Source organism: Pseudoalteromonas sp. ASV78 (assembly GCF_047806705.1).
GTDB classification, from domain to species: Bacteria; Pseudomonadota; Gammaproteobacteria; order Enterobacterales; family Alteromonadaceae; genus Pseudoalteromonas; species Pseudoalteromonas prydzensis_A.
In genome coordinates this window covers 3,153,249-3,180,000 of record NZ_JBLOPA010000001.1, presented here as the reverse complement: position 1 = coordinate 3,180,000, position 26,752 = coordinate 3,153,249, and the positions used below count along the sequence as shown (strand labels likewise).

The 26,752-nt window shown below is 42.0% G+C and carries 25 protein-coding genes (1 of these 25 running past the window's edge); 6 read left to right on the top strand and 19 right to left on the bottom strand.

What is annotated here, in order from left to right:
- A protein-coding gene (locus ACMVDV_RS14340; RefSeq protein WP_416158584.1) for a DUF5610 domain-containing protein crosses the window boundary here: on the bottom strand, positions 1–1,049 show its 5' portion. The gene continues 73 nt to the left of window position 1, outside the view; the window shows 1,049 of its 1,122 coding nt (coding positions 1–1,049); it begins with the start codon at positions 1,047–1,049; the stop codon falls past the left edge of the window.
- Between the two features lie 429 nt (positions 1,050–1,478).
- On the opposite strand from ACMVDV_RS14340, the gene trmA reads away from it, so the two are divergent.
- A complete protein-coding gene (gene trmA / locus ACMVDV_RS14335; RefSeq protein WP_416158583.1) occupies positions 1,479–2,579 on the top strand; it encodes a tRNA (uridine(54)-C5)-methyltransferase TrmA in 1,101 nt (366 codons plus the stop codon).
- A gap of 8 nt (positions 2,580–2,587) precedes the next feature.
- On the opposite strand, the gene ACMVDV_RS14330 is transcribed toward trmA, so the two are convergent.
- The 5 genes from ACMVDV_RS14330 to ccoG form a co-directional block, all read right to left on the bottom strand.
- Complete coding sequence (locus tag ACMVDV_RS14330; RefSeq protein WP_416158582.1) at positions 2,588–3,037, bottom strand: DUF523 domain-containing protein; 450 nt, start codon at positions 3,035–3,037, stop codon at positions 2,588–2,590.
- Between the two features lie 60 nt (positions 3,038–3,097).
- Entirely contained in the window at positions 3,098–3,733 is a 636-nt protein-coding gene (locus ACMVDV_RS14325; RefSeq protein ID WP_192542681.1) for a thiol:disulfide interchange protein DsbA/DsbL, read from the bottom strand.
- Between the two features lie 18 nt (positions 3,734–3,751).
- Positions 3,752–4,375, bottom strand: coding sequence for a thiol:disulfide interchange protein DsbA/DsbL (locus ACMVDV_RS14320; RefSeq protein ID WP_304182477.1), 624 nt, complete (start codon positions 4,373–4,375; stop codon positions 3,752–3,754).
- A gap of 27 nt (positions 4,376–4,402) precedes the next feature.
- Positions 4,403–5,380, bottom strand: coding sequence for a serine/threonine protein kinase (locus ACMVDV_RS14315; protein ID WP_304182476.1), 978 nt, complete (start codon positions 5,378–5,380; stop codon positions 4,403–4,405).
- Positions 5,381–5,448: 68 nt separating this feature from the next.
- Positions 5,449–6,879, bottom strand: a complete 1,431-nt coding sequence (ccoG, locus tag ACMVDV_RS14310; protein ID WP_304182475.1) for a cytochrome c oxidase accessory protein CcoG — start codon at positions 6,877–6,879, stop codon at positions 5,449–5,451.
- Between the two features lie 292 nt (positions 6,880–7,171).
- On the opposite strand from ccoG, the gene ACMVDV_RS14305 reads away from it, so the two are divergent.
- Positions 7,172–7,531, top strand: coding sequence for a hypothetical protein (locus ACMVDV_RS14305; protein WP_304182474.1), 360 nt, complete (start codon positions 7,172–7,174; stop codon positions 7,529–7,531).
- Positions 7,532–7,736: 205 nt separating this feature from the next.
- Here ACMVDV_RS14305 and ACMVDV_RS14300 read toward each other — a convergent pair whose 3' ends face one another.
- The 13 genes from ACMVDV_RS14300 to gspC all read right to left on the bottom strand — a co-directional run bounded on the left by ACMVDV_RS14300 (position 7,737) and on the right by gspC (position 19,814).
- Positions 7,737–8,357: a UPF0149 family protein gene (locus tag ACMVDV_RS14300; protein WP_416158581.1), complete on the bottom strand. Its 621-nt coding sequence runs from the start codon at positions 8,355–8,357 to the stop codon at positions 7,737–7,739.
- 18 nt (positions 8,358–8,375) lie between these two features.
- Positions 8,376–9,134 (bottom strand): type II secretion system protein N, encoded by a 759-nt coding sequence (locus ACMVDV_RS14295; RefSeq protein ID WP_416158580.1) that lies wholly within the window; start codon positions 9,132–9,134, stop codon positions 8,376–8,378.
- A gap of 3 nt (positions 9,135–9,137) precedes the next feature.
- Complete coding sequence (gspM, locus tag ACMVDV_RS14290; RefSeq protein WP_392344370.1) at positions 9,138–9,614, bottom strand: type II secretion system protein GspM; 477 nt, start codon at positions 9,612–9,614, stop codon at positions 9,138–9,140.
- A complete protein-coding gene (gene gspL, locus ACMVDV_RS14285; protein WP_416158579.1) occupies positions 9,611–10,819 on the bottom strand; it encodes a type II secretion system protein GspL in 1,209 nt (402 codons plus the stop codon). The genes gspM and gspL overlap by 4 nt, the downstream gene beginning before the upstream one ends.
- Positions 10,816–11,811, bottom strand: a complete 996-nt coding sequence (gspK, locus tag ACMVDV_RS14280; RefSeq protein WP_416158578.1) for a type II secretion system minor pseudopilin GspK — start codon at positions 11,809–11,811, stop codon at positions 10,816–10,818. The genes gspL and gspK overlap by 4 nt, the downstream gene beginning before the upstream one ends.
- The gene (gspJ, locus tag ACMVDV_RS14275) at positions 11,801–12,466 is read right to left on the bottom strand and encodes a type II secretion system minor pseudopilin GspJ (protein WP_416158577.1); all 666 of its coding nucleotides are present in this window, start codon (positions 12,464–12,466) and stop codon (positions 11,801–11,803) included. Before gspJ ends, gspK begins: the two co-directional genes overlap by 11 nt.
- The gene (gene gspI / locus ACMVDV_RS14270) at positions 12,467–12,844 is read right to left on the bottom strand and encodes a type II secretion system minor pseudopilin GspI (RefSeq protein ID WP_304182467.1); all 378 of its coding nucleotides are present in this window, start codon (positions 12,842–12,844) and stop codon (positions 12,467–12,469) included.
- Positions 12,844–13,446 (bottom strand): type II secretion system minor pseudopilin GspH, encoded by a 603-nt coding sequence (gene gspH, locus ACMVDV_RS14265; RefSeq protein WP_416158576.1) that lies wholly within the window; start codon positions 13,444–13,446, stop codon positions 12,844–12,846. The genes gspI and gspH overlap by 1 nt, the downstream gene beginning before the upstream one ends.
- Before the next feature lie 49 nt (positions 13,447–13,495).
- Positions 13,496–13,915 (bottom strand): type II secretion system major pseudopilin GspG, encoded by a 420-nt coding sequence (gene gspG / locus ACMVDV_RS14260; RefSeq protein ID WP_304182465.1) that lies wholly within the window; start codon positions 13,913–13,915, stop codon positions 13,496–13,498.
- 74 nt (positions 13,916–13,989) lie between these two features.
- Positions 13,990–15,225: a type II secretion system inner membrane protein GspF gene (gene gspF, locus ACMVDV_RS14255; protein WP_416158575.1), complete on the bottom strand. Its 1,236-nt coding sequence runs from the start codon at positions 15,223–15,225 to the stop codon at positions 13,990–13,992.
- 2 nt (positions 15,226–15,227) lie between these two features.
- Positions 15,228–16,787 (bottom strand): type II secretion system ATPase GspE, encoded by a 1,560-nt coding sequence (gene gspE, locus ACMVDV_RS14250; protein WP_416158574.1) that lies wholly within the window; start codon positions 16,785–16,787, stop codon positions 15,228–15,230.
- A complete protein-coding gene (gene gspD / locus ACMVDV_RS14245) occupies positions 16,780–18,843 on the bottom strand; it encodes a type II secretion system secretin GspD (protein ID WP_416158573.1) in 2,064 nt (687 codons plus the stop codon). Before gspD ends, gspE begins: the two co-directional genes overlap by 8 nt.
- Before the next feature lie 23 nt (positions 18,844–18,866).
- Positions 18,867–19,814 carry a type II secretion system protein GspC gene (gene gspC / locus ACMVDV_RS14240; RefSeq protein ID WP_416158572.1) on the bottom strand — a complete coding sequence of 316 codons (948 nt, stop codon included), beginning with the start codon at positions 19,812–19,814 and terminating at the stop codon, positions 18,867–18,869.
- Positions 19,815–20,020: 206 nt separating this feature from the next.
- On the opposite strand from gspC, the gene hslR reads away from it, so the two are divergent.
- From hslR to ACMVDV_RS14220, 4 genes are all read left to right on the top strand, one after another.
- Positions 20,021–20,440, top strand: coding sequence for a ribosome-associated heat shock protein Hsp15 (gene hslR / locus ACMVDV_RS14235; protein ID WP_414704834.1), 420 nt, complete (start codon positions 20,021–20,023; stop codon positions 20,438–20,440).
- A 12-nt stretch (positions 20,441–20,452) separates the two neighbouring features.
- Entirely contained in the window at positions 20,453–21,298 is an 846-nt protein-coding gene (gene hslO / locus ACMVDV_RS14230; RefSeq protein ID WP_416158571.1) for an Hsp33 family molecular chaperone HslO, read from the top strand.
- 265 nt (positions 21,299–21,563) lie between these two features.
- Entirely contained in the window at positions 21,564–23,102 is a 1,539-nt protein-coding gene (locus ACMVDV_RS14225; RefSeq protein WP_416158570.1) for a phosphoenolpyruvate carboxykinase, read from the top strand.
- A 424-nt stretch (positions 23,103–23,526) separates the two neighbouring features.
- Positions 23,527–26,751: a TonB-dependent receptor gene (locus ACMVDV_RS14220; protein WP_416158569.1), complete on the top strand. Its 3,225-nt coding sequence runs from the start codon at positions 23,527–23,529 to the stop codon at positions 26,749–26,751.
- The last annotated feature ends 1 nt before the right edge of the window (position 26,752 follow it).

Genomic DNA, 26,752 nt, shown 5'->3' with positions numbered 1-26,752 from the left:
AGCTTACCAATCTCTTCTTTATCTTGGTTTAACCACTGTAAGATACCGGCAAGTTCATTTTGTAAACCTAGATCGCCCGCCTTATTAAACGCCTCTTTTAAGTCATCATTAAATGGCGCGATTTTTTCAGCAACCTTTTTCTCTGGTGCAGGTTTATTCTCTTCATAACCCTTTATAGCTGCGAAGGTTTTGGTCTGCCTTAAATCCATTGAAAACGCCACCAGCTGTTCATTCCCAAGGTTTAACTCTTGTGCTTGCTCAAACGCCTGTTCAAAAGATCCAGAAAAGAAGGTTTGGCTCACACCTTGTAAGTCTTCCATCAGCTCATTGATAGCCTGTTGCTCATCCTCATTCAAATCACCATTGACCGACATACTAAATGACAGTTCACGCGATTGTGATGATTCACTGGCATAACCTTCGTTTTGACCATTACGTTGATAGCTACTAGCAGATTGCTGTTTAAAGGCATCGGCAAAGCTAATCGTCACCTCATCACCTTCTGCGGTGGTAAAGCTATATTCTGCGTTGTTACTTAAACTTAGATACTGTGCTTGGCTAACACTCACAGACTCTGGTTTTGGGTTAAATAAGTTTTCTTCAAATTCATCGAGGCCGCTAAAAATCCCTGCTTTTGATTTTTCGATGCCCTGTTCTATTTCATCATTTAACACCCCAGTGCCTTTGAGTTCCTCATAAGCATCATCGATCCCTATTTGCACACCTTTACGAGCGTCGCCTAGCATGCCTTTGAGTTTTTCATCATCTGCACCATTAGCTTGGGCTTTTTTAACGGCACCGGTTACAAACTCCAGTACATTTTTGACGATTGCGTCAAAATCAAATAGCGGCTTGTCCTTTTTCTCTTCCGTAATAGGTAAACCTAAGGCTTGCGCCATTTTATCACCTAATACTTTTGCGGCTAGCTCCCTACCACGTTGCTGGTAACTATCTTGGGGAGACTGTATTGTAGGTTGCTGTAATGCAGCTTTGTTACTGTATTTATTGGCATTGTTGTTTGGAACAAAGCCAAAGTTACCAATTTTCATGATCCGACTCCTATTTAAGGTTAGTTAATTATCGGCCTAAAAATAAATAACTGAAGCAAAATGTACAAAAAAACAGCATTTGCTTTTACTAAAATTAGGGTCTGTTGACCTTTCAGGATTAAAATTTGTTCAACCTAGGGGCGATTTAATCGCGGCGCGAGATTTGTAACCTAGTGGGCTAAGTAAAAATTGAGCAACAAAGAGTAATCGCCCCTAGGCAGAACCCTTCGGGCAGCGCGCGTTTGGCATTTATGCGTCGTTATCGCCTATTTATGGGGAATAACCACACTACATAGGCTCTGCCTTGCCTAAAAACCAAACGCACAGCTGCAAAATTAACCTCGAAAGATAAACAGACCCTAGACAAATACTCCCTGCCCCCTACAATAGCGCCGATAAATAGCTTAAAGATAGAAGGTAGTGGGCATAATGGCAGTTATTAAGATCGATACATCAACATACGATGCACAACTAAGCGAAAAAGAGCAACGTATCATTGCGCAATTCCAACGCTTTGGTGTTGAACAATTAGAAGTATTTGGCTCTGAGCCGATCCATTACCGTCAACGTGCTGAATTTAGAGTATGGCACGATGGTGACGAGCTATTCCACATTATGTTTGACCAAGCTACTAAAGAAAAAATTCGTGTTGATGAATTCGATCCTGCAACAGCGCTGATTGGCGAAGTTATGCAAGCGATGATCGAGAACTTAAAAGATTGTGAGATATTACGCCGCAAGTTGTTTCAAATAGATTATTTATCAAGTCTAAGTGGTGAAATTCTTGTTAGCTTGCTTTATCACAAACCCTTAGACGATGAATGGCTAACCGCCATCAAAGCGCTAAAAGCAACGTTGAGTGAACGCTTTAAAATTGATTTTATTGGCCGTGCCCGCAAACAAAAAGAAGTGTTAGGTGATGACTTTGTTACTGAGCGCTTAACGGTTAATGGCCAACAGCTGATTTACCAACAAGTAGAAAACAGCTTTACCCAACCTAATGCCAAAGTAAATATTAAGATGCTGGAGTGGGCACAAGATTTATGTAAACCATTAAAAAATGATTTGCTTGAACTGTATTGCGGTAATGGTAACTTCTCAATTGCCTTAGCGAGCTCATTTAATCGCGTATTAGCGACAGAGATCTCTAAGTCATCGGTGCACTCGGCACAGTACAATATTGCCAAAAATAAGGTGACTAACTTAGATATTATTCGCATGTCGAGTGAGGAATTCACTCAAGCGATGAATGGCGAGCGTACGTTTTCACGCTTAGAGGGAATTGATTTAAAGAGCTATGACTGCCAAACCATTTTAGTTGACCCGCCACGCGCTGGCATGGATACACTCACCTGTGATTTAGTGGCTAACTATGAAAGCATTATTTATATTTCATGTAACCCAGATACCCTCGAGCGAGACTTAGAGCATTTAACCCGTACTCACGAAGTTAAGCGCTTTGCTATTTTTGACCAATTCCCTTATACCCACCACATTGAATCTGGGGTATTTTTACAACGTAAATTGTAAGGTACTTATTATGCCAGTGCTTGTACTAGCGCTGGCATTTGCTGTTCACTAAACACTTTAATACCATTCTTTTCTAATAACGAAGCCGTCAAGCCCATTCCCGTTATCTTACGACCACTGTGCGAACCATCGTAAATTGTATTACGGCCACAAGAAGGGCTTGATTCCTTTAACAGTGCAAAACGAATATTGTGTTGTTGGCAAAGTCGTAGCGCTTGCTGTGCACCTAACTTAAATTCAGTGGTCACATCATCACCCGTATTGGTAATCACTTTATCATTGCTAATTTCTGCTGGATCTCTGGGAGTAGGTAAACCACCAGCAACCTCTGGGCAAAAAGACACTATCAGCTTTTGCTGTTGCCAGGTCATTATTTGCGGATGAAGCAATTGCTGTCCGGTGCCATCGTAACGCACAGGTGTGCCAAGCAAGCAGCTTGAAATCAGGATTTTATGCATTGTTATTTTTGCCAATAAAAAAGCTCCGTGTACGGAGCTTATGATAAAATTTTACTACGCTTATTTTGCAGCTAAATAGTTAATTAATTTACTAATATCTTCTGGCTCGGTAATACCTGATTCACGGCCTAAGTTAAGCTTATATTTACCATTTACGATAAAAGTGGGTACACCACGCAGTGCGCCTTTTTCTTTGTAGTAATCTTGGTCACGCTTCATTTTTGAGCTCATAGTACGTACTGAAAAGCTTTTATAAAGTTTGTCGAATTTATCGCCGTCAACGCCTTGCGCTACAAACACATCTTTAACATCGGCTAACTCATTAAACTTAGCGCGCTTAACGTGAACATGGCTGAACATAGCTGCAATGATGGCATCTTTTTGTGGTAACACTTCAGCGGTTGCCAGTGCTTGAGAAATCATTTGTTGATTTTCAGTATCGCGAACCCCAACAAAATCGACATGACTCTTTTTGAACTCTACGTTTTTATCCAGTTTTGGTTTTACGTCAGCCAATAAAGACTCATAGTTATTACAGGCAGGGCAATAAAATGAGAAGAACTCTTTTACTTCCGGTTTTTTACTCGCGCGTTCTGATACTACATCGTAATGCACACCTTCTTCGTACGTCGCTGCAGCATTTGCTGCTAATGGTAATAACAGCGCTAGTAATCCAGCTTTAACTAATTTGATCATTGCTAAAAACTCCAAAAATTATTGTTTTAATAAAAAGGCAACTAACTCATCAAGCTGCTGTTGGCTCTTGATGGTATTGATATTAATTTTGTATTTATCGTTAACGATAAAGGTTGGCACACCGGTTAAAGCACCCATTTGTGAGAATTTATTCTGCTTATCTTGCATTGCTTTTTCAGCACTAATAACTGGCATGCTGGCAATATCTTTATCAAATGTATCGCTATCAATGCCATTAACGTCGAGCAATGCTTTTACATCTTTAATATTATCAAGCGGCGCACGTTGTACATGGATGCTCTGAAAAATTTGCTCAGCAACTTGCTCGCCCTTGTTATGCTGCTTGGCAATAATGTAAGCATAACTCAAGTTAGATTGCACCTCAGGTGCTAAGCCTCCTAAAAAGTTAACGTGGTTTTTTACAAACTCAGTGCCTGCAGGCAAGCTTTTTTCCATTGCTTTCGCAACGGCTTCAAACTTAAAACAGTGCGGACAATAAAAAGAGAAAAACTCAGTGACCTGAGGCGTTTTGCTTTTTTCGATTTTAAGTACTTCGTATTGTTCACCGGCTTTAAAGTCTGCAGCCATGGCTGCAAAAGGTAGGCATAACAATAATAAACTCAGTTTTAGTTTTTTAAGCATTGGACTCTCGTTTCGATATTTTAATAATTAGTTAGGTAACAACTTTAACGGTGGCTCTTGCAGTGCAGAATATTGCTCTTTTAACGCTAAAATCTGTTGTTCCCAGTATTTGTCATCAGCGAACCACGAAAAGTTCCGTGGAAATGCCGGATCCTCCCAGCGTTTAGCTAGCCACCCCATGTAATGAATCATACGCATAGCGCGTAAAGGTTCAATTAATTTGAGCTGAGTGTGATCAAAATCACAAAATTCTTCATATGCTGCTACTAAGGTATCTAACTGTAACAGTTGATTGTGTCGATCGCCACTGAGCATCATCCATAAATCTTGAATGGCTGGCCCTTGACGGCTATCGTCTAAATCCACAAACATTAATGCATCTCCTGCCCAGAGAATATTCCCAGCATGGCAATCGCCGTGTAGGCGAATAGTTTCGCCTTGCTGATAGAGTGATTTCGTTTTCGTGATCACCATATCCAAAATAGTATAAAATGCGGTGGTTAAACTGCTAGGCACCAGATTACTGTTTTGTAACTGAATTTTAGCTGTATCTAAATACTCATCACATCCTATGACCGGACGTTCGCTAAAAACATTCCCTTTCGCTGCTTGGTGCATCCGGCCAATCAAGCGCCCGAGCATATCTAACTGATCAAGGTTGTCCATTTCAAAGATACGGCCACCAACACTTGGGAACAGCGTAAATAAATAACCATGGTGTTCAAACAAGCTTTCGCCATTACGACGGATCGGCGCAACAACAGGTACCTCAGCATCGGCTAACTCAAATGTGAAACTATGTTCTTCCAGTATTTGCGCCTTACTCCAACGCTCTGGACGATAAAACTTCACCACATAACGTAGGCCATCGTCCGCTTTAAATTGATAAACACGGTTTTCGTAACTATTTAGTGCGAGTAAGCCAGATTCAGCATAAATACCAATACTTTCTACCGCATCTAAAATCGAGTCGGGGGTAAGATCTACAAAACTAAATTTGCTCATAATTCTCATCAGTTATAAAAAAAGCGGGAACATCCCGCTTTTTATGTACTTATCTATAGTGTACTTAACTATCGCGCTTTAAAGAAGTTACTCGGCTGCGATATTTGTGAACTAGGGTCGTTCACTGGTGATAGCACAAAATTAAACTCTGTCATTGGCGCTTTCAAATCATAAGGATCCATGACTAAAGACAACGGCACATTGTGGGATTCTCCCGCCTGTACAGTAAAAGTTTGCTTACCAATGTATTTAAAGTTCTCCAGCCCTGCCACTTTGATATTAAAGGTTTGCTCGTATTGCGCTTTGTTGATCACCTTAAGTGTATAGGTATTTTCGACAAGACCATTAAAATCGACTCGATACAACTGATTTCGATCGCGAATAATATCTAAATCCATTGGTTTACGCATCACGATATTAGCCACCAGCGCAGCGCTTAGCACCACTAATATAACACTATAACCAATAATCTTAGCGCGCAGCGGATTGGTTTTATTCTCTGGCGTTTCTAGGTTACGCTCAGTGGTATATGAGATAAGCCCGCGCGGATAATTCATCTTATCCATTACCCCGTCGCAGGCATCGATACAGGCGCCACAGTTAATGCATTCAGCTTGCAGGCCATTGCGGATATCGATCCCCGTTGGGCATACTTGCACGCACAAATTACAGTCAATACAGTCACCTAAGCTAAGCTCTTCTCGATCTTGTTTACGACTACGTGGGCCACGATTTTCACCGCGCTTTTCATCATAGCTAACCGTGAAGGTATCTTTATCAAACATTGCCGATTGAAAACGTGAATATGGGCAGATATGTAAGCACATAATTTCGCGCATCCAACCGGCATTGCCATAAGTACATACCGCAAATACAACAATACTTACTAGTGCATAACCACCGACATTGAGGGTAACAAAATCCGGTAATAGCTCACGAATGGGAGTGAAATAACCGACAAAAGTCAGCGCCGTGTACAAAGAGAAAGCCACCCAGCTAGTATGTTTGGCTGTCTTGCGGCAAAACTTATCAAAGTCCATCGGCCGTTGATCTAGCTTTTTGCGTTGATTGGCGGTGCCTTCGAACTTTTCTTCAAACCAAATAAAAATGAAGGTCCAGACGGTTTGCGGGCACGTGTAACCACACCACACCCGGCCATAAAAGGTGGTCACTAAAAATAATGCAAATGCGGCAAGCATCAGAATAAAAGCAAGGATGGTAAAATCTTGCGGCCATAACGTTAGCCCAAAGATGTTATATTTTTGGCCCATAAGGTCAAACAGCACAGCTTGTTGGTCGTTAAAGTTTATCCATGGCAAAGCCATAAACGCCAACATGCCAAGAAAACCAATGCGCTGCCTTAATAATTGATGCAACCCAGTTACCGCACGGACATAAATACGATTACGTGGGTTAAATCTATCCTGCTGAGCATACAGATCGGGTTTTTCGATCTTTACCTCACTGGGAATATTTTTTACTTTTATTTGCTTGTCCATCGAAGTTCCTCAACGCCGCTTGGAGAATGAAAGTCAAACAATCATATAACGCTATTTAAATAGCGGATCACTCCGCTTATATTTAAAAATAGTGCAAACTGAACCACAGTGCAGTAAAAGTTCAGAGATTTCTGAAAAATCTAATTGTTCCTGTCCATTATACCTACTATTGCTAAAAATGCTGAAGTTGATCGCTAATAATTTATTCATCTAACTTACTTGCTTTACAACGGGCCATTTTATTACACTGGTGGTCAATTCGTACCCGTTCAGATCAAAGTTTACTTATAATATGAAAAAATTCCTTGTACTCGTAGTAGTGATACTCGCACTATTCACAATTGATCACCCAATGATAAAAGAACCCAGAGAAAAACTGTTGGGTGAAGGCGTTGGCCTGTTAAGTAGTGCTAGCAACGTAAACCGTGGACCGGCTGCCAGCATGGCAAAAAACCGTATTAAGTCTGAATTAACACTCTCAGAAACTGAATTAGAATACCTTGAAGAAACCATGCAAACCGATGAGCAGTTACAACTTTTCCATACCCGTTATTGTCGCAGTAAAGATCTCAATTTATATTTTTACGAAGACCGCTTAAATACAGTGTGTGACATTGCAGCAACGGCACTAGCTGAACGAAGAGGTAAATAGTGGATTTCTCAGTATTAACAAAAAAAAGCAGTGCGTCCTTTAATCAGCATAAGAATCTGCTGAAAAAGCTCGCGAAAGGGCAAACAGTAAAATGTGAAGTATGCCAAGGCATATTAACCTTGGATTTAAAAACTCAGCAACCCGGCCAAGGGGTTGCTAAATGCCCGAAGGGCTGCACTGAAATAGTGTTGGATTTAGCATAACGCTAACTCCAACCATCATCTTCTTCAGCGTACAAACCACTTTGTACCGCGATGATCTCTATTAGCTCTGCAAAACCTAGTGCAAAATCCCCCATAACAGCAAACTGTTGCTGGCTTAGCTGCACTTCACTAAGCTGATTTTGTTGAGCGATGGTGCTAATAAGCTCAGGCTCTAAAGCAAAAAAGCCTAAGCTCGCATAAGCAGTTTGCAATGCTTCAATTAAATCGGCCGTTAGAGTATCTGCTTGCAACAGCTTATCAATATAGCTTTGTGCGCCTTGTACAAACCCCTGGCACCATTGCTGACATTCATGTAAATCAAGGTAACTGTCATCTTCGCCACTGACTTGTAGACTGACAGGCAGCTTAAACCCCGTCTCATATACTTGCTCACTGATCTGATGATACAAGGCCATAAAGGCAAATAACACTTGCTCTTCCAGTTGGCCGTTTGTATTTGGCACAATCTGTTCTAACCACTGATGTACATCTAACGGCTCTGGTGAGCAGATTACCGCAAACAAGTAGCCTTTACTTTGCACTAAGGTCATTGCACCGTCATGACTCGCTAAATAGGCACTTAACTGTTGGCCATGTTGCTGTGTAAATTCAGGAATTTGCATAAAACAATTCAGCCTTGTTTAAAAATTTAATGGATAACGGCCATCGCTATCTGCACGACCCAAAAATTTAGCGGCATCATGTACTTCTTTTGGTAGCGATGCTTCAGGCTTGATATATCCTGCTACTTTGAAATCCAGATTGGCTTTTAAGGTGGCATCGGCTGCTAGGCCTAAACGATTTTCTGGATCAACTAACACCGCAATATCACCTGATTTGCAACTTAGCTTGCCACTTAATGGGCCCACACTAAACCAACCAGATAGTCCTTGCACGTCTATGTTTGGGCTAGCAACTTCACCGTTTAACGCCTCGCAATAAGGCAGCCCAGAATTATATTGATCTAATTCAACAATCACCCGACCTTTAGCGCTAATCGGTAATGGTAACTGCAAGCGCTGCATAGCACGTTCAACACTTAAGCGTAAAGTGGCGTCATTTAAAGCCACGGCTTGATTAAATAAGCCATAACTAAAATCACCACGGCCAGACATTTCATCCGTGTTACGTGCGTCACCAAATTTTACATTGCCTGTGAGCTGCCCAGTGAACAATGCCCAACCAGAAACATCCCAGTTTAGATTATTTATTTGTTCGCCCTGATAACGCAGCTGCATGATCCGCCCCTGCCAAATACTGCCCGAAGCTTTACCTATTTGCAGATCTTTTGGTAAATAAGGGTTTGCTAAATTAAGCGCAACGGCAGCAGGCGTTTTTAATAATGCAAAAAAGATAAAACTAAACAAAAACACTACTATAAGAATCGCTATTTTTTTCATTCTTTACTTCTCTAATACCAGTCGGCTTACGCGCACGTAGCCTGGTTTGTCGTCGCGACTAAGATCTAAATTTGCAATCAATACGCCTTGTGTATTGACTAGCTCATCCAGCCACTCTACAAGTTTATTAAACTGTACCGAGTCGATGGTTAATCTTAATGTATTATCGCCAGGCTGCATTTTGCTTATGGTTATATCGTAGCGGCCACGACTACTTGCATTCACGATTTGACTCAAGTTTTGATCACTCGTTACAGCACGCACATTGCCAGCTTTAAGTTTAACAATACTGCTATCAACCCAAGTGAGTAATTCTTGCTGTTTAAGTTGGTTTTTTTCAGCTTCTGCAATGGCATTATTTAATGGTCTAAAAATCCCCATGACTAAAACAAAAATGACAAAAATAACACCCGCAACCATCACCAGCTGTTGCTCTTGTTCTTTTAAGCCACGCCACTGTTTTAAAAATTGTTGTTTCATGCTGCACCTCGGAGTTTTATTTCACCGACTACAAAGTCGCCATCATTATTCAATGAGCCTTGGTCTACGGTTAATCCGCGTTGTTCGAGGATTGCTTTAACTTTGCCAAAAGTTTGAAAGCCTTTGCCACGGGCACGAACTCTAAGTTCATTACGACGTTGATCATAGCGCAATGTCTCTGGGGTAAATTCTTTAACTTGGCTAAATACACTGACAAGTTCATTGGTTAAATCAAGAAACCCTGCACTACTGCCGCCCTCTAATTTAGCCAGTTCACCCTGAATTTGGTTTTTAATTAAATGTGGCCGTACAGTTTTACCTGGAAAAGCGGCTTGGTAACGTGCTACGGCTTGTGTTTTAGCAATTTCAAGCTCGCTATTTAACTGGTGCAATTCAAAACCTTTGACAGCCACAGAGCCAACTAGCGCGATACTTGCTGCAATTGCTGCACTTTGCCAATATCCCCACCATAATGCGCTTTTCTTTTTCAGTTGATACTGACCTTGACGCAGGTTGAATTTAATATTTGGTAATTGCTTGGCAAATAACGCCAATGGTAAATCATAGGCATCAGTTTGTGCGCTAAGAGTAACCGTTTCAGGAAAATTAGCTGCGGGGCTGTAATGGGCAACATCTGGGTGACCAAGTGCGGTTAAATATTCAGCCAACCAGCTTTGCTCTACAGCACTAATGCGCCACGAACCTTGCTTACATAACCATTGGTTATTAAGCTCAATCACGCTTAATCCCTGGTGTTCCGCAGTCGGGAGCAATAATGCATCTGGCAACAGTTTAAACACTTCAATGTCATGCTCAGCAAATACAGCTAGCCACGTTTCAAACCAGTCTCGATCTGTCATGGCGACTTTAATGGCATGTTTATCCGCCACCATCGTAGGCTCAGCAATAGCAATAAATAAATCATCTACATCACATGCGATTTCTTCTTCGAGCATATACGGTAGTGCTTGCTCAAGCTTGCGGTTCCATTTAGTTGGTAGTATTACCGTTTTTAGCTGCACCTGATCACAAGGCAGCAATACCACAACTTCACGGCTCTGTGATTTTTCAGCTAGCTCACTCAGTTGCTCAGCGTTGGGTAATTCGCCACTGGCAATTATTTCTTGTTCTAATGGTGAGTAAATCAGCCAATTTATACTTTCTTGTTGAGTTTGACCCGTGCGGATCAATAGTATCTCAGTCACTGTACGCCTCCAAATTTTCGCGCCAGTATAGTTACTTCGCCATCTTTGGCTTGCAGTAAAGTGGTCATCGAAAAACGCAGATCGACAAATTTAGCCTGCGCTTGTAGTTTAAAATATTCGCTCTTTATGGTGAACAATTTCTCAACAGACTTAACATTTTGCGCCCCTTGTTGATTCACTTGTTCAAAAAATTCTTCAATATCAGTAAAGCCATCTTCAGGACGAGCAGATAACACAGCTTGCGCTCCTGATTCACTTAAGCCATCAATCAATGCACTCAATAATAATGCCTGCTCAGGAGCAATGGTATTAACATTAATCGCTAATAACTCGCTGCCAGGGATCACGCATACATAGGGCAATATTTTTTCCATCACTAATGGATTAAACCCTTTAACCAAACGTAACTCTGAGCTTGATGCAAAATAATTATTCGCGGTCATATACGGTGATTTACGCGATAAATATTCGTCTTCTTCAGCGCCAGAGCGATAAGTAATACTATCTTCATCAAGCCAATCGTATACGCTATCTGCCATTGCTTCTTCAGATTCTTCTGCTGGCAAGTCTTCTATATTTTCCAATAGTGCTAATAGCGCCGAATGTGCAGGATTGGTTTTATTCGCGCTGCCACTGCCCGTTTGCGCCGCTTGAGCACGTAATGCGTTGAGGTTCAAACAAGCCTGCAAATCAGTGATATTACCTTGCAAAGTACCATTATCGACCGGATAAGGTATATCGCCTTGTTGCGCCCATATTTGTTTTAAAGTGGTTTTATCAGGGTCGTCTTTTTTGCTTTGTAAGATTGCTTTTATGGCAAGCTCTTCAGCTGCATAGGCATACCACTTAGCTTGCTGGTGACCTTGTATATTAGTACTTTTCTGCACTTGTACGAGTAAATTAGCACTCATCTCCACGGCTAAAATTGATGCCAAGGCAACAATAAACAAAACAATGATAAGCGCGGCGCCACGGGAAGAGTTAATTGCCATTATCACCCCCTCGCTGGTTTTGTCCGCCATTACCAGCGGGTGCTTGCACGGTGACTTTACCATCGCCAGGAACTAAAAATACCCGACGAATTGGTTCTGCTTCAATTTGTTGGATTGTGACCGCCACCGCCTTTGGCAATGCTTTAATTTGCCATTGCTCTTGCCATTCATTCTTTTCATCTAGAAATTCAAATTTAAGGTCTTCAATATCGTGAAGAATAACTTGTACACGCGGCTCAAGGTTATCGAGCTGATCAACATAAACCCGATATATACGCTCAAGATTATCATCAATAACCCGATACCCGACGGCTTGCAACTCTGAACGTGGCAGCAAATTGATTGGGTTGATCCAGCCATCACGCACAAAGCCAATGCCATCATATTGGCTATCTAGGGTGTAGCGTCCTGCAAGTAAGTATTGTTCTTGCACATCACCGGCTTCATTGCGCACTACCCGCTTAGTCATTTGACTGAAATCCTGATCCATTAATCTAAAGGTGGTTTGCAAGCCATTTAACTCAGCAATTTTTGCATCTGATGCATCTTTCGCTTTGGTGGTCGAATCAAGAATTTGGTGAGTCGCTAGCACCACAAAGGCTAAAATACCCAGCGCTACCATCACTTCTAAGAGTGTAAAACCGCGCTGTTTCACTTATTTGCTGCCTTTATTTAAATAACTACTTAGCTCATAAACTGAGTGTTCTAGCTTTTCATCACTAAATACATTAATCGTCACTTTTACAAAACTTTTATCGGCTGTCGCTTCAGTATCTTGACGCCAATACCAGTCAATACCGGCCATTGTTTCAGTGCCTTTGGTGCCATTCTTACCTTGCCACTTTTCACCTAAGGTGCGCTGCTCAATCAGTACATTTTCAGCGACCCAAGACGCATAAGTTTGCTCTTCCAAGCTTGATAAGTGATTGATATGCTCACCAGTCGCTTGCATCGCAGCAATTCCAGCCATGGCGCAAATACTCAGCGCCACCATAACTTCTAGTAAGGTAAAACCTTGGTATTTGCTATGCATTATTCTGGCTCTCTGCGTAAGTTAACCGGTGCCGAAAATTCCCCTTCGATGAAATACACGGGTTCTTTTTCATCTTTTAATTCATAGATAAGTTGAAATGCACTCACCTCACCAGAAGATAAAATTAGCACTTGCGGGATTTTCATTTTTTGCAATTCAAGTAAACTTTCGTCGTCGCCGCCACTCATTAACTCGCGCCAATTGGATTGCTCGAGTAAGTTATCCTGTGACCATGCTAGATCGTCTAAGTTGAGGGTTAACTTTAAACGTTCATCAACGGTAATTGGCGCAAACAGCTTTTCACGGTCAAAGGTGATCCACTTTTCACCATCAAACACTAAAAACTCGAAGCTGTTTTTATCTAAGTGAAAACCTAGTTCAAGCTGATTTAATATTGCAAATTCAGAGGCCATATTAATAGTGGTATGCAGTCTCAGTGCTTGTTTATCCAGCTCATCTTCGTCGCCGCCATCAAGGCTGTATACCACCATTTTAGTGGCAAAAGCGATCACCACCAGCACAACTAAAATTTCAATTAAGCTAAAGCCACGGCTCGGTGACTTTAGCTTTGCAAGGCGTGACTCATTAGCACTTAACAACATGCTAAGCTCAGTGCTGAGTGTAAAAACGCCTTTACTTCAAGATGCATTATTATTTTTCTTCATCCCAGTTACCAATGTCGTCATCAGTACCTACTTCACCGTCTGGACCCATTGAAAAGATATCAATTTTGCCTACTTCGCCTGGGCTGATTAACTGGTACGGGTTACCCCATGGATCTTCAGGTAATTTAGAAATAAAGCCACCATCAGGAAAACGCTTTGGTACTGGCTCAATGCTAGTTTTAGTTACTAACCCTTCAAGGCCCTGCTCTGTGGTTAAGTACGCTTTGTTCTTTAATTTATAAAGACTCATAGCATCTTCTAGTTGCTGAATATCAAGATGCGCTTTATCTAATGCCGCTTCTTCTTGCTGGCCCATAATATTGGGTGCCACGATTGACATGATCATGCCAATGATAACCAGTACCACCATAACTTCGAGTAATGAGAAACCTGCTTGTTTATTCACGTACATACCTCTGTTGTTCTTAATAATTAACTATCGTAACACGCTAAAAATGCATTACGAAATCCCTAAAATAGTTAAAGTCCAATCGCTTTATTCATTGCCATAATGGGTTGTAATATGGCCATTACGATAAATAACACAATAACCGCCATGGACGCTATCATCGCAGGCTCTAACAGTTTTAGCGAGACATTTACCATGGTTTCAAATTCACGATCTTGATTGTTTGCAGCGCGCTCAAGCATCTGCTCGAGTTCACCTGATTTTTCACCACTGGCGATCATATGCAGCATCATCGGTGGAAATAATTTAGTTTGCTGTAAAGAGGCTCTTAAACTCGCCCCTTCACTGACACGAGTAGCAGCATCGGCCACTGCTTTTTTGATTTTTTCATTGATCAATACACCACCGGAAATACGCATACCTTCCAGTAATGGCACTGAGCTTGACGACAAAATACTCAAGGTACGGGCAAATCTGGCGGTATTAATACTACGTGCTACTTTACCAATGCCCGGCACCATCAAAATTTTCGAATCATACCAAAAACGGATCTTAGGCTGTTTTAGCGCATGCTTAATACCAATGACCGCCGCGGTGAATAATACCAAAGTAATGAGCCAATAATTTTGTACATAGTTACTGGCAGCCATTACCCACTCGGTTGTCCAAGGCAAAACCTGTTTTGACTTTTCGAATGTCTTTAATATCTTAGGCACCACAGTACCTAATAGTATTGAAACAATACCAATGGCAAATATCACTAAGATCACCGGATATACCATTGCTTGCGTTATTTGACTACGCATGTGCTGGCGTTGCTCCGTGTAATCGGCCAAACGGTTCAATACCGCGTCTAAGTGGCCTGACTTCTCACCTGCAGCGACCATAGCGCGATATAAATTATCAAACACATGCGGAAATTCTGACATACCGTCAGCAAGCGTATAACCTTCAACAACTTTTGAGCGTACCGACATTAGCATACGTTTCATACGCGGTTTTTCACATTGCTCAGCCACCGCCATCACCGCTCCCTCAACTGGCAATGCCGATTGAATTAAGGTAGCGAGTTGACGTGTGATCAACGCGAGATCAGCGGTGGATATTTTTGCTTTAAAAAAGCTGCCAAACAGTGAGCTTTTTTCACCTTTTACCTGCTTATCACCTTCTGCGGCCGGAACTACTTCGAGCGGCGTAAGCCCTTGTTCGCGTAACGATTGGCGTATTTGTTTCGCAGTATCCGCTTCTTGAATACCCTTTTTCTCTTTGCCGCGAGCATCGAGCGCGCGGTATTCAAATGCTGCCATGGTTAGCCTTCCTCACGTGTTACACGTAATACTTCTTCAAGGGTGGTTTTACCAGCTAATACACGACTACAACCATCTTGGCGAATACTTGGCGTATGTTTGCGAATGTACTTTTCAACACTTTGCTCACCTTTACCACTGTGCACCAGTTCGCGGACTGTTTCATCAACAACCAGTAACTCGTGAATACCGGTACGGCCACGGTAACCATTAAAGTTACACTCTTCACAGCCAACTGCTCGGTAAATGGTCGGCGGATTTACAAATGGTACGCCGAGTAATTCACACTCGCGCTCATCGGCAACGTGACCTTCTTTACAGCTGTTACATAACGTGCGCACTAGCCGTTGCGATAGCACCCCTAACAAAGAAGATGACAGTAAGAAGGGTTCAACCCCCATATCTTCCATCCGTGATATTGCACCGGCTGCGGTATTAGTATGTAATGTTGACATCACTAAGTGACCCGTCAATGAAGCTTGTACGCCAATTTGCGCGGTTTCAAGGTCGCGTATTTCACCAACCATTACGACATCTGGATCTTGACGTAAGATTGCCCGTAAGCCACGGGCAAAGGTCATATCAACTTTAGTATTTACCTGAGTTTGACCAATACCTGGAATTTCATACTCGATGGGATCTTCAACCGTTAAAATATTCCGATCGCGAGAGTTAATTTGGCTCATGCCCGCATAAAGCGTGGTACTTTTACCGGAACCAGTTGGACCGGTCACCAAAATAATTCCGTGCGGCTTGCTGATCAAATCAGAGAACAATTCACGATTGCGCAGCGTCATACCTAAATCTTCAAGGTTTAACCGCGCGTTATTTTTATCAAGTAACCGCAGTACAACCCGCTCACCAAAACTTGATGGCATAGTTGATACCCGGACATCAACTGCACGTCCAGCAATCCGTAAACTAATCCGACCATCTTGCGGGATACGCTTTTCGGCAATATCGAGTTTCGCCATTACTTTAATACGCGACACTAATAACGAGGCCAGCTTACGGTTTGGTTTTAACACTTCTTTAAGCACACCATCAACCCGAAAGCGGATCACCAGCTCTTGCTCAAAGGTTTCGATATGAATATCCGAGGCACCTTCTTTAATCGCTTCACTGAGCATGGCATTGATCAGCTTAATAATTGGCGCATCATCATCACCCGCTAATAAGTCTTCAGTCTGCGGCATTTCTTCAGCCAGTGAAAATAAATCCACTTCGTTACCGATATCTTCCATCATTTGCTGGGTTTCAGAGCTATCGCGTTGATACGATGCTTCTAATAACAACTCAAACTTGTCATCAGCTAAGTGTTCAAGCGTAAAACCATGACCAGCGATACGACGCACTTCTAACAAGGCATCAATATCAAGCTCACCACGATAGAAAACCACCCGGTCATCGTTATTTTTACTTAATAACATGCCAGCACGTCGCGCATACGAAAACGGCAAGCGCTTATTAGGCAGCTCAACTAAATCATTACTGGTCATCAGCTCGCTATTATCTAGCGGCTGTGGGGACTCTGCGGTGATCTCGGTGATTGCATCAGTCATTATTGCGCTCATCCGCATTTTGCTGCTTTAAATACTCTTCATACGTCGGTGGCAGTACTAATGCATCATTCCACTCAGGTAGGATTGGCACATCAGTTAAAGGCATTAGATCAATACCATCTTGTTTTTGTTTATACTGCTCACCACGAATAAAGTTATATTTACTGTGGCTCAGCTTATTCATTTTTATACCATCACGAACAATGGTTGGACGAATAAACACGATTAAGTTACGTTTACGCTTACTAGTACTGGTTGAGCGGAATAAATGCCCAAGAATAGGGATATCGCCTAACAATGGCACTTTAGAAACGCTTTCTTGCACGTCTTCATCGATTAGACCACCAAGCACGACCATGCCACCATCATCAGCCATAACCGTAGTTTTAATTGCACGTTTATTAATTGAAATATCAACAGAGGTCGCGCCACTAACACCTGACACTTCTTGCTCGATAGTCAACTGCACAGCAGTACCATCATTAATCTGCGGGGTTACTTTCAGTTTGACACCCACTTCTTGGCGTTCAACTGTTTGGAATGGATTTGAATTGTTAGAACCGGTTTGTGAACCGGTGATAATGGGTACTTCTTGACCAACAATTATTGACGCTTCTTCGTTATCCATCGTAGTAACAGAAGGCGTGGCAAGAATATTAGAGTTAGTATCGGTAGAGACCGCTTGGATAATCGCGCCCCAGTCATTTTTGATAACCCCCATGGCTAAACCATTGATGCCGCCAAGGAGTGTAGCAAGAGGTCCTAAGTCTCCTTGGACAGTCTCTTTAGTGGGTGAAGTTACTCCAGTCTCAGTACCTGTAACAGTACCTTCTATTACTTTATCACGGGCTTGCTCAGCAGCCACAGCCAAAGAACCAACCGGCACGGTACTACCGTTGTTAAACTGCATCATACCGCCTTGCTCTGAAATCCACTGCAGACCAAAGTTAATTCCATCGGCTTCCATTACTTCAACAATGATTGCTTCAACAAGTACTTGGGCGCGGCGGATATCCAAACGCTCAATAACAGATTCAAGTGAACGCATAGTGTCAGGCTGGGCAGTAATGACTAATGAGTTAGAATCAGGGTGGGCTTCGATACTGGTTTCATTTTGGCTGCGACTACGAGTTTTAGTCGCTGCACCTTGACCTTCTTCCGCAAGCGTTTTACTAACCCCTTGCAATACTTTAACTAAATCTTCCGAGTTAGCATAGTTTAAGTAGATAACCTTGGTATTACCTTGGCTTTGTAATTCACCATCAAGGCGTTTGATCAATTCGATGGCGCGGGTTCTGGCTTGACCTTCACCACTGACAATCACGCTATTGGTACGGCCATCCGCGACTACTTTAGGGATCAAAAATTCTGGAATGCTGCCTTTACCGCTATCTTTGTAAATATTATCAACCACAGATACCACATCGTCAGCGGTAGCAAACTTTAGCTTTACAATATCAACGCGTTTATCACCCGCTTGGTCTACCGAGCGAATAATTTCTACCAACCGATTTACTGATGCTGCGTGACCGGTCAACATCATTACGTTAGCAGCGTTGAAGTTAGCCACATGGCCACCATCTTTTTGATCGCTAAACTGACGCACTAATGGGCCGAGCTCTTGCACACTGACGTTTTTAACGCGTACCACACGGGTGATCATCATATCACCACGCGCTTGGTCATCTTCAGTGACTAACGGCACGTTTGATTTTTTAGCATCAGAGCTTTTTTCAATCTTTAAAATGCCATTATCCATTTCAACCACTGAATAGCCGTAAACTTCTAAAACATTTAAAAAGAATTGATAATAAAGTGCTTCATCCATCAATTCATAACTGCGCACATTTACTTTGCCACGCACGTTAGGGTCGATAATGACGGTTTTATTCAGATTCTTACCAACGATATTTATAAACTCGTTAATATCGGTCCCTTTAAAGTTTGCAGCATACTCCACGGCAGACACCGATAGAGATAAACTAGCCGCAAAAAAAAGTGTTGCGTACTTAGCTAACCCTTTTCTGATTTTTTTGAGGTGTAGCGCGTGAACCATTATATTAGAACTCCAAAGCTAGGTTATTGCAGGCTAAATTGTACATCGATTTGCTCGCCTTCACGTTCAATCGTGATGTTTGCATCGGTGCTATTACGCAGCTCATTAATAGCTGACATGGCCTGTTGTAAATCAGTTAGTTGATAGCCGTTAATCGAAACAGCTAAATCATTATTTTGTAATCCCATCTTCGTAAATAAAGCAGGGTCTTTGCCTGGGCTTAAGCGGTAACCAATTAGTTCACCGTCCTTCATGGCCTGAGATACTCGAATATAGTCAAATAGTTTACCGGGATCTTTTAATAGCTCTTCGCGGGTTTCTATAATCTCTTCTTTTACATCTTGGTTCGCTGTTACATCAATTTGGCGGTCACTTTCCATTTGCGGGCCCGCGCCAAGTTCTGGCTCATCACTATCGCGTTCAGCGAGCACAGGCATTGATACTTTTTTAGTAAAGTCCATACCATCTAGCATTAATGTTTCAAAACGACCGCTGACATCTAAGATCACCCGATCTGGTAATACTTGCGCAAGTTTTGCGCGAGTCCCCTGCACAACGTCATCAACTAGATAGGTTGTTTGTTGCCCTTGAGATTCAATAATTGCCAAGCCAGTCAGGTCGTTGCCACTGACCGCGACAATACCGGTTAAATTAATACTTAATCGCGTTTCTGGTGCATTGTTAATGACTTGTGCTTGTTTATTTGCTGGTTTTTTAGGCGCAGCATCGGCCTTACCAAACAAGTTTTGCTCTAAAATTGATCGCGTGTTAACACGCTCAGGTTTACCTGTAGCAGTATTAATATAGCTAGGAGAAAGGCTTGAATTTGCAGGCATTGGCCAGAGTAGCCAAAATAATTTCGCAGCTAAAAAGGCAATATAAACAACGGCTAAAAGCGTTACCACCCAACTCAATTTAGCATGGGGTAATTTACTGACTAAGTGTTTTAGCTGTTGTAATTGTTGTTCCATAAATGATGTTCTTATTTTAATTTACTGCTTTATCGCTGGCCTATAGTACCTTTTCATTTTTCATTCAACAAGCACACTAATATTAAACTTTGTAAACAGGGTAAATTAACGCTTACGATGAGTGTGAAAAGCTTCGACTATTTCTTTGTTAGTAAGTTTCATGCTAAATTTTGCCTTACAGAGCCGCGCTTTTAAAGAGTACAATTGTGTCAAAAAGTAACACCCGTAATGCTATGTCAAAAGATGAAACAATGAGTATCCGTTTAGACAAATGGTTGTGGGCTGCACGCTTTTATAAAACCCGCGCCATCGCACGGGACATGGTGCAAGGTGGTAAAGTACATTATAATGGTCAACGCACTAAACCTAGCAAAATAGTCGAACTAGATGCCGTGATTAAACTTGCTCAAGGAGTTGATGAAAAAGTTATCACTGTGCTTAAATTACTTGATAAACGCTTAAGTGCCCCCATTGCTCAAACCTTGTATCAAGAATCCGATGCAAGTATCGAAAAACGCGAAGCCAATAGCATCGCGCGTAAAAACAATAGCTTTTTTGCACCGCATCCGGATCGTAAACCAGATAAAAAGCAAAGACGCGAACTTTTAAAAATGAAATCAAGTTAGGTAAAGCCACTCATGCAACAAGATCTACTTCATCGTTATACATTTGATCAACTAGACGTCCGAGGCGAACTCGTGCAAATAGAGCAAGCTTATAATGAAATGATTGCTAATCATAATTACCCAGCCCCCGTGCAAGCTTTGTTGGGTGAATTACTGGTGGCAACTTGCCTACTTACCGCCACCTTAAAATTTGAAGGTGATATAGCCGTACAACTACAAGGCGATGGCCCTGTGAAGTACGCAGTGATTAATGGTGATCATCAACAAAATATGCGCGGTATTGCCCGCTTGCAAAGTGAAGTAACAGGCTCAACCATTCAAGACTTAATTGGCAATGGCGTTATGGTATTAACCATCACTCCAACAAAGGGAGAGCGCTACCAAGGTATCGTGCCACTTGAGCACAACACCCTAGCTGCATGCCTAGAAGCTTATTTCACCCAATCAGAGCAATTACAAACTCGCTTATGGTTTGCCACAGATACCACCGCAGGCCATGCAAAAGCTGCGGGGCTACTATTGCAGGTGCTTCCAGTTAATAAAGAAAAGTCTGTAGAAGACTTTACCCACTTAGAAGCACTTAGCAATACTATTAAAGATGAAGAGTTATTAGGGCTTGATGCTGCCACTGTGCTAACACGGCTATATCATGAAGATAATCCTCGAGTGTACGAGCCGCAAGCAATCCAGTTTAAATGTGGTTGTAGTAGAGAAAAAACCATCACTGCGCTCGTTAATATAGGTCAACAAGCTTTATTAGATGACGTTATTGAAAATGGTGAAGTAAAAATCAGCTGTCACTATTGCTTAAAAGATTACATTTTTAACGAACAAGATGTGAAGAGTATTTTCAACTAATAGCATCGTTCAAAAAAAACACAAAACTCAAGCCGTATTTATTGCGGCTTTTTTGTGCGCAGAGATGATACCGGTGTCATGAATTTAATGATTTTTATGACACCGGTATCATTGAAATTATTCATGTTTTTTGCCAAATATATGTGTTTTTAGGCCTTTCATAGACTCGAATATCCCTAATCCATCTGTTACTATAATTACAGCTTAAAGGGAAACAAGAACCCCAGAGCTATCCCGTTCAATCTCACACAATTTAGGTATAAACATGACTTCAAGCGCTACTCGTTTTGTCGATCTAACTGCAGCTGAACTTGTCGAACACGCGATCCGTCGTGGCGAAGGGACTTTAGCCGCCAATGGAGCTTTTGTTGCGAACACTGGTCGCCGTACTGGCCGTTCTCCAAAAGACCGTTTTATTGTTCAAGAATCAAGTACTGAAAATGAAATTCAATGGGGTAATGTAAACCGCCCTTTCGATGCAGATAAATTTGACGCTTTATGGGCACGTGTAGAAGCACATGTGCAAAGCAATGACCACTTCATCTCTCACCTTGAAGTTGGCGCTGATCCTGAGCACTATTTACCAGTTGTTGTTACAACTGAAACTGCATGGCACCATATTTTTGCCAAAAACATGTTTATCGAGCCTAAATCTTATAATGCATCTGATTTACCCCAGTGGCAGGTAATGAATGTACCTTCTTTTGTCTGTGATCCAGAACGTGATGGCACAAACAGCGATGGCACAGTAATTATCAACTTTGCACAGCGCAAAGTACTGCTTGCAGGTATGCGTTATGCCGGTGAAATGAAAAAATCGATGTTCTCTGTACAGAACTTCCTCCTTCCAGCTAAAGGTGTATTACCAATGCACTGCTCAGCTAACGTAGGCGAAGCTGGCGATACAGCATTGTTCTTTGGTTTATCGGGCACAGGTAAAACAACTTTATCAGCCGATCCAACTCGCTTTTTAATTGGTGATGATGAGCACGGCTGGGCACCTGGCAGTGTTTTCAACATTGAAGGTGGCTGTTACGCTAAGTGTATCGACCTTTCACAAAAGAATGAGCCTGTTATTTGGAATGCAATCCGCTTTGGTACTATCTTAGAGAATGTCGTACTTGATGAAAAAGGTATCCCTGATTTTCATGATACTAGCCTAACGCAAAATAGCCGCGCAGCTTATCCGCTTGAGCACGTTGAAAAGCGTAAAGTAGAAAACCGCGCAGGCGAGCCAAAAGCAGTGGTATTCTTAACCTGTGATGTAAGTGGCGTATTACCACCAGTATCAATCCTTAGCGAAGAAGCGGCAGCGTTTCATTTCCTAAGCGGTTACACTGCAAAAGTGGGTTCAACTGAAATTGGTTCTACCAGCGATATTGAATCAACATTCTCAACCTGTTTTGGCGCACCTTTCTTCCCACGTCCAGCAGGTGTATACGCAGAGCTTCTTATGAAGCGTGTACGTGAGTTTGGCGCTAAGGTATACCTAGTTAACACTGGTTGGACTGGTGGCCCTTACGGCACTGGTAAACGTTTTGATATTCCAACTACCCGCGCTGTTGTTGATGCAATCGTATCGGGTAAACTTGTCGAGGTAGAAACTCAACATATCGACGTACTTAACCTTGACGTACCAGTTGCAGTGCCTGGCGTTGACAGCGAACTACTTAACCCAATCAACACTTGGGAAGATAAAGCTAAATACGCTGAATATGCAGCTAAGTTAGCCGCTGATTTCACAGAAAACTTCGCAAAATACGATGTTTCAGATGAAATCAAAAATGCCGGACCAAAAGCGTAATAACTCGCTTTAAAACCGAATTTAAACGCCGGCTGCGGCTGCATGCTGGCGTTTTTTTATCTAATTTTATTCATGGACAGAACGACTTAATCAACGCTCTTCTCTATTAACTGCTCTTTTATATCTAAACTTTAGTGCTACTGAAAAGCTCTTTTACCCTGTCAAGCAGCTGCCTTTGCAAAATTGCATTATTAGAAATATTTTAATTGAAACGTTTACTTTATCTTTTTTTGTGTTAAAAAGTAACGGTACATTATTAATAAAATGTTACTTTGTACCGTTTTATGACCACATACTGCATAGCGTATAATTTATTTAATACTTGGCATATTGGGTCGTAATGTCGGTTAAAGGGAATAGCTTTTCTGGCTATTAGTCAGTCAAACTAACACTGGTTATAATAAGAAACAAAAGAGATTAAACCATGTCAAAACTAGCCATCGATAGCAATTATAACAATATAAAACGCACTAAAACTCGGCTTAGCGTAGCGATTTCTTATGCGTTATTGGGTTTATGCCCACTGTTGCTCTCAGCTCAAACTTCGCAACAAAATGACAGCGATGTCATCAATACTAATAAAGATGAAGCAATTGAAGTAATCGAAGTAACAGGGATCCGAGGCAGTATTAATAGCGCGCAAAATCTTAAGCGTTATGCCGACACCGTAAAAGACGTAATTACCGCTTCTGATATTGGCGCCTTGCCCGACAAGTCTGTAACCGAAGCCTTGCAGCGTGTGCCAGGCGTCACCATTGAACGCTTTGCATCATCGAGTGATCCAAAGCATTATGCTGACGAAGGTACTGGCGTTTTAGTACGCGGTTTGGACCGAGTCCGTTCTGAAGTAAATGGGCGTGATGCATTCAGTGCGAATCCATCTGGCGGCTTAAGCTATGAAGATTTTCCTGCCGAATTACTCAGTGCTGTAGAAGTAGTGAAAAATCAAACTGCCGACCTTATTTCAGGTGGTGTTGCCGGTACCGTTAATTTAATTACCCGTAAGCCCTTTGATTCTACAGATCAAATAATTTCTTTTAACGCCAAAGCAAACTACAATGATTTCCGCGATGAAACCACTCCCTCTTTCTCAGCGCTTTTCTCTGATAACTGGGATACGAGTGCTGGTAAGTTTGGCTTTTTAATTGCGGCATCTCAATCTGAATATAAGACCCGTGGCGACGGCGTGGGTTTAGGTAACTTTCATGCTCGTGGCGATTCCTTCATACCTACGCTTGATCAATGGGGTGGTATCACCGGCGTTGATCCAAGCTCACCTGTAGACGGTGCAGCACTTCCAGGTCAACCAGCAAATAGTGTGTGGTATGTACCAGCAGCGATTCATATGAGTACAGCAACTAACGACCGTAAACGAACAGGCTTCACCAGCTCATTACAATGGGCGAGTGACGATGACAAAATAGTCGCGACAGTAGAGCATATCAACTCAAAAGCATCATTAGAGTGGCATGAGCGCCAAATCGGCCAAGCAGCACAAGGCTTTAGAGGCTTTATGGGGTCATCCCAAAATTGGCAAGATGATTCAGCAAATGGTTACCCACTAACTACAGAGAATGGCTTTGTAACATCTGGTATTGCGCTAGGTGTCAGCCCAGAAACGCCTTTTTTCTATCGCAGCCGTTGGAACTATAATGAGAGCACCGTAGAGGACACCTCATTTAACCTTGTTTTAAAACCAGTCGATAGGCTCACGCTAGAGTTTGATTACCAATATGTAGACTCAGAGAAAGTCGTTAATAATTACAGCATGTCAGGTCAAACTCGAGGTAATCATGTTCATGCTGTATCACCGTATTTTCTGGATATGCGAGGCGATAGACCAACTGTTGAGTTTATCAGTGACAACATAATGACCGCGGGCTGGTCACCAAATGAAGACTGGGATGGCCCCGTGCCTAATTTATTTCTAGGTAGTGGCATGGAACAAGAAGAGCATAATACCGCAACCGCAAACAGTTTTAAGTTTGATATAAATTATGAACTTGATGGTAATTTCACAAACATTAAAGCGGGTTTTTATGTCTCAGATAAAGACCTAACCGTGCGCGATACAGCCTATGAAGGCTGGTCTGCAATTGGCACCCCTTGGATACAAGCAGATCGTAATGCTGCAGCAGCGGTCAATCGCCCAGAACTATTTGAACGCGTAGACTTTTCAGACTATTACCATGGTCAAGTGCTACAGGGAAACGTGGATAATTTCCTATTCCCAAGTATGGAGCTAGTTAAAAACTACGCAGACTCATTGCGTCAAGGCTGTCAGGATGGTTGGCATAATGCCACAAATAGCGCAGCAAACAATGGTGCGTGCTCCGGCACTTATGTACCTTATGCAGATAAAGATAATCGTATCGAAGGGCCCTTTGCAGCCCATAACATTAGCTCAACAAATGAAAAGCGTAGTGAATTTTACATTCGCAGCGATTTTGATTTTATAGATTTAGCAATTCCAGTTACAGGTAATATTGGTTTGCGCTATGTTAATTATCAATTGCAATCAACTGGCGCCTTTGTGCAACCACAAGTAATTAAACGCGGTGAACCTGGCACATCATTAAATGAAGTAATGCAACAGGCTGAGTATAAGCGTTACTATGATATTGCCAATGGTGAATCTCAGTTAAGTACTGTTGACGGCACCGACTACAACACTATCTTACCAAGCCTAAATTTAAGCTTTGCCATAAGCGAAGATGTTGTTGTTCGGTTTGGAGCATCAAAAGCATTGTATTACCCAAGCCTAGTTGATGCCCGTAATATCAGTATTCTTAATTTAGATTACACTCGCCGACTCCAAACCCCTGGTGCCGACTATGATGAAGCAAATAACCCGGTTGTTGCACTTGATGATATAGAGCTGACAGCATTATCAGGCAATCCAAACCTGAAACCTGAAGAGTCAATTAATATCGATTTATCAACTGAATGGTACTTCGCCCCCGCAGGCTATGTCACGGTAGGGTTATTTAATAAAGAGTTAAGTAACATAATCCGTAATAGAGCATTTGATTTAGATGTTACCTTCAATGACGAAATTTACGATGTATCTGCTTATGGGCCTGCAAATACGGGTTCAGGCACCATCCGTGGAGCTGAGTTTTCCTACTCTCAATTCTATGACATGTTGCCTGGTGCATTAAGTGGTTTAGGATTACAATTTAACTACACCTATATAGACCAAGACGGTTTAGAGGATCCAAACGAAGTATCTGCAGGTACCCTTGGCTTTGATGAAAACGGTAACCCTATTGCGGATAATCGTAACACCTTCCGCGTATTTAGTGATTTACCACTACAAGGCTATTCAGACCAAAATTTGAATGTGATTGGCATGTATGAGTACGAAAACATTTCATTTCGTCTAGCTTATACTTGGCGCTCTGAATACCTGTTGACCCTACGAGAATCTGAAGAGTACGTACCGGCTTATGCTGAAGCTTCAGGCATGATGGACGCCAGTCTGTACTACACAATCAATGATCATTGGAAAATAGGTTTTGAAGCGAGCAACTTGCTTGATACCGAAACAAAAACCCAGTATCAATTGGACCAAGATGGAACCAAAACTGAAGCACTTAGCTTTACCACTGACCGACGTTACGCCCTCAGCGTTCGCGCAATATTCTAAA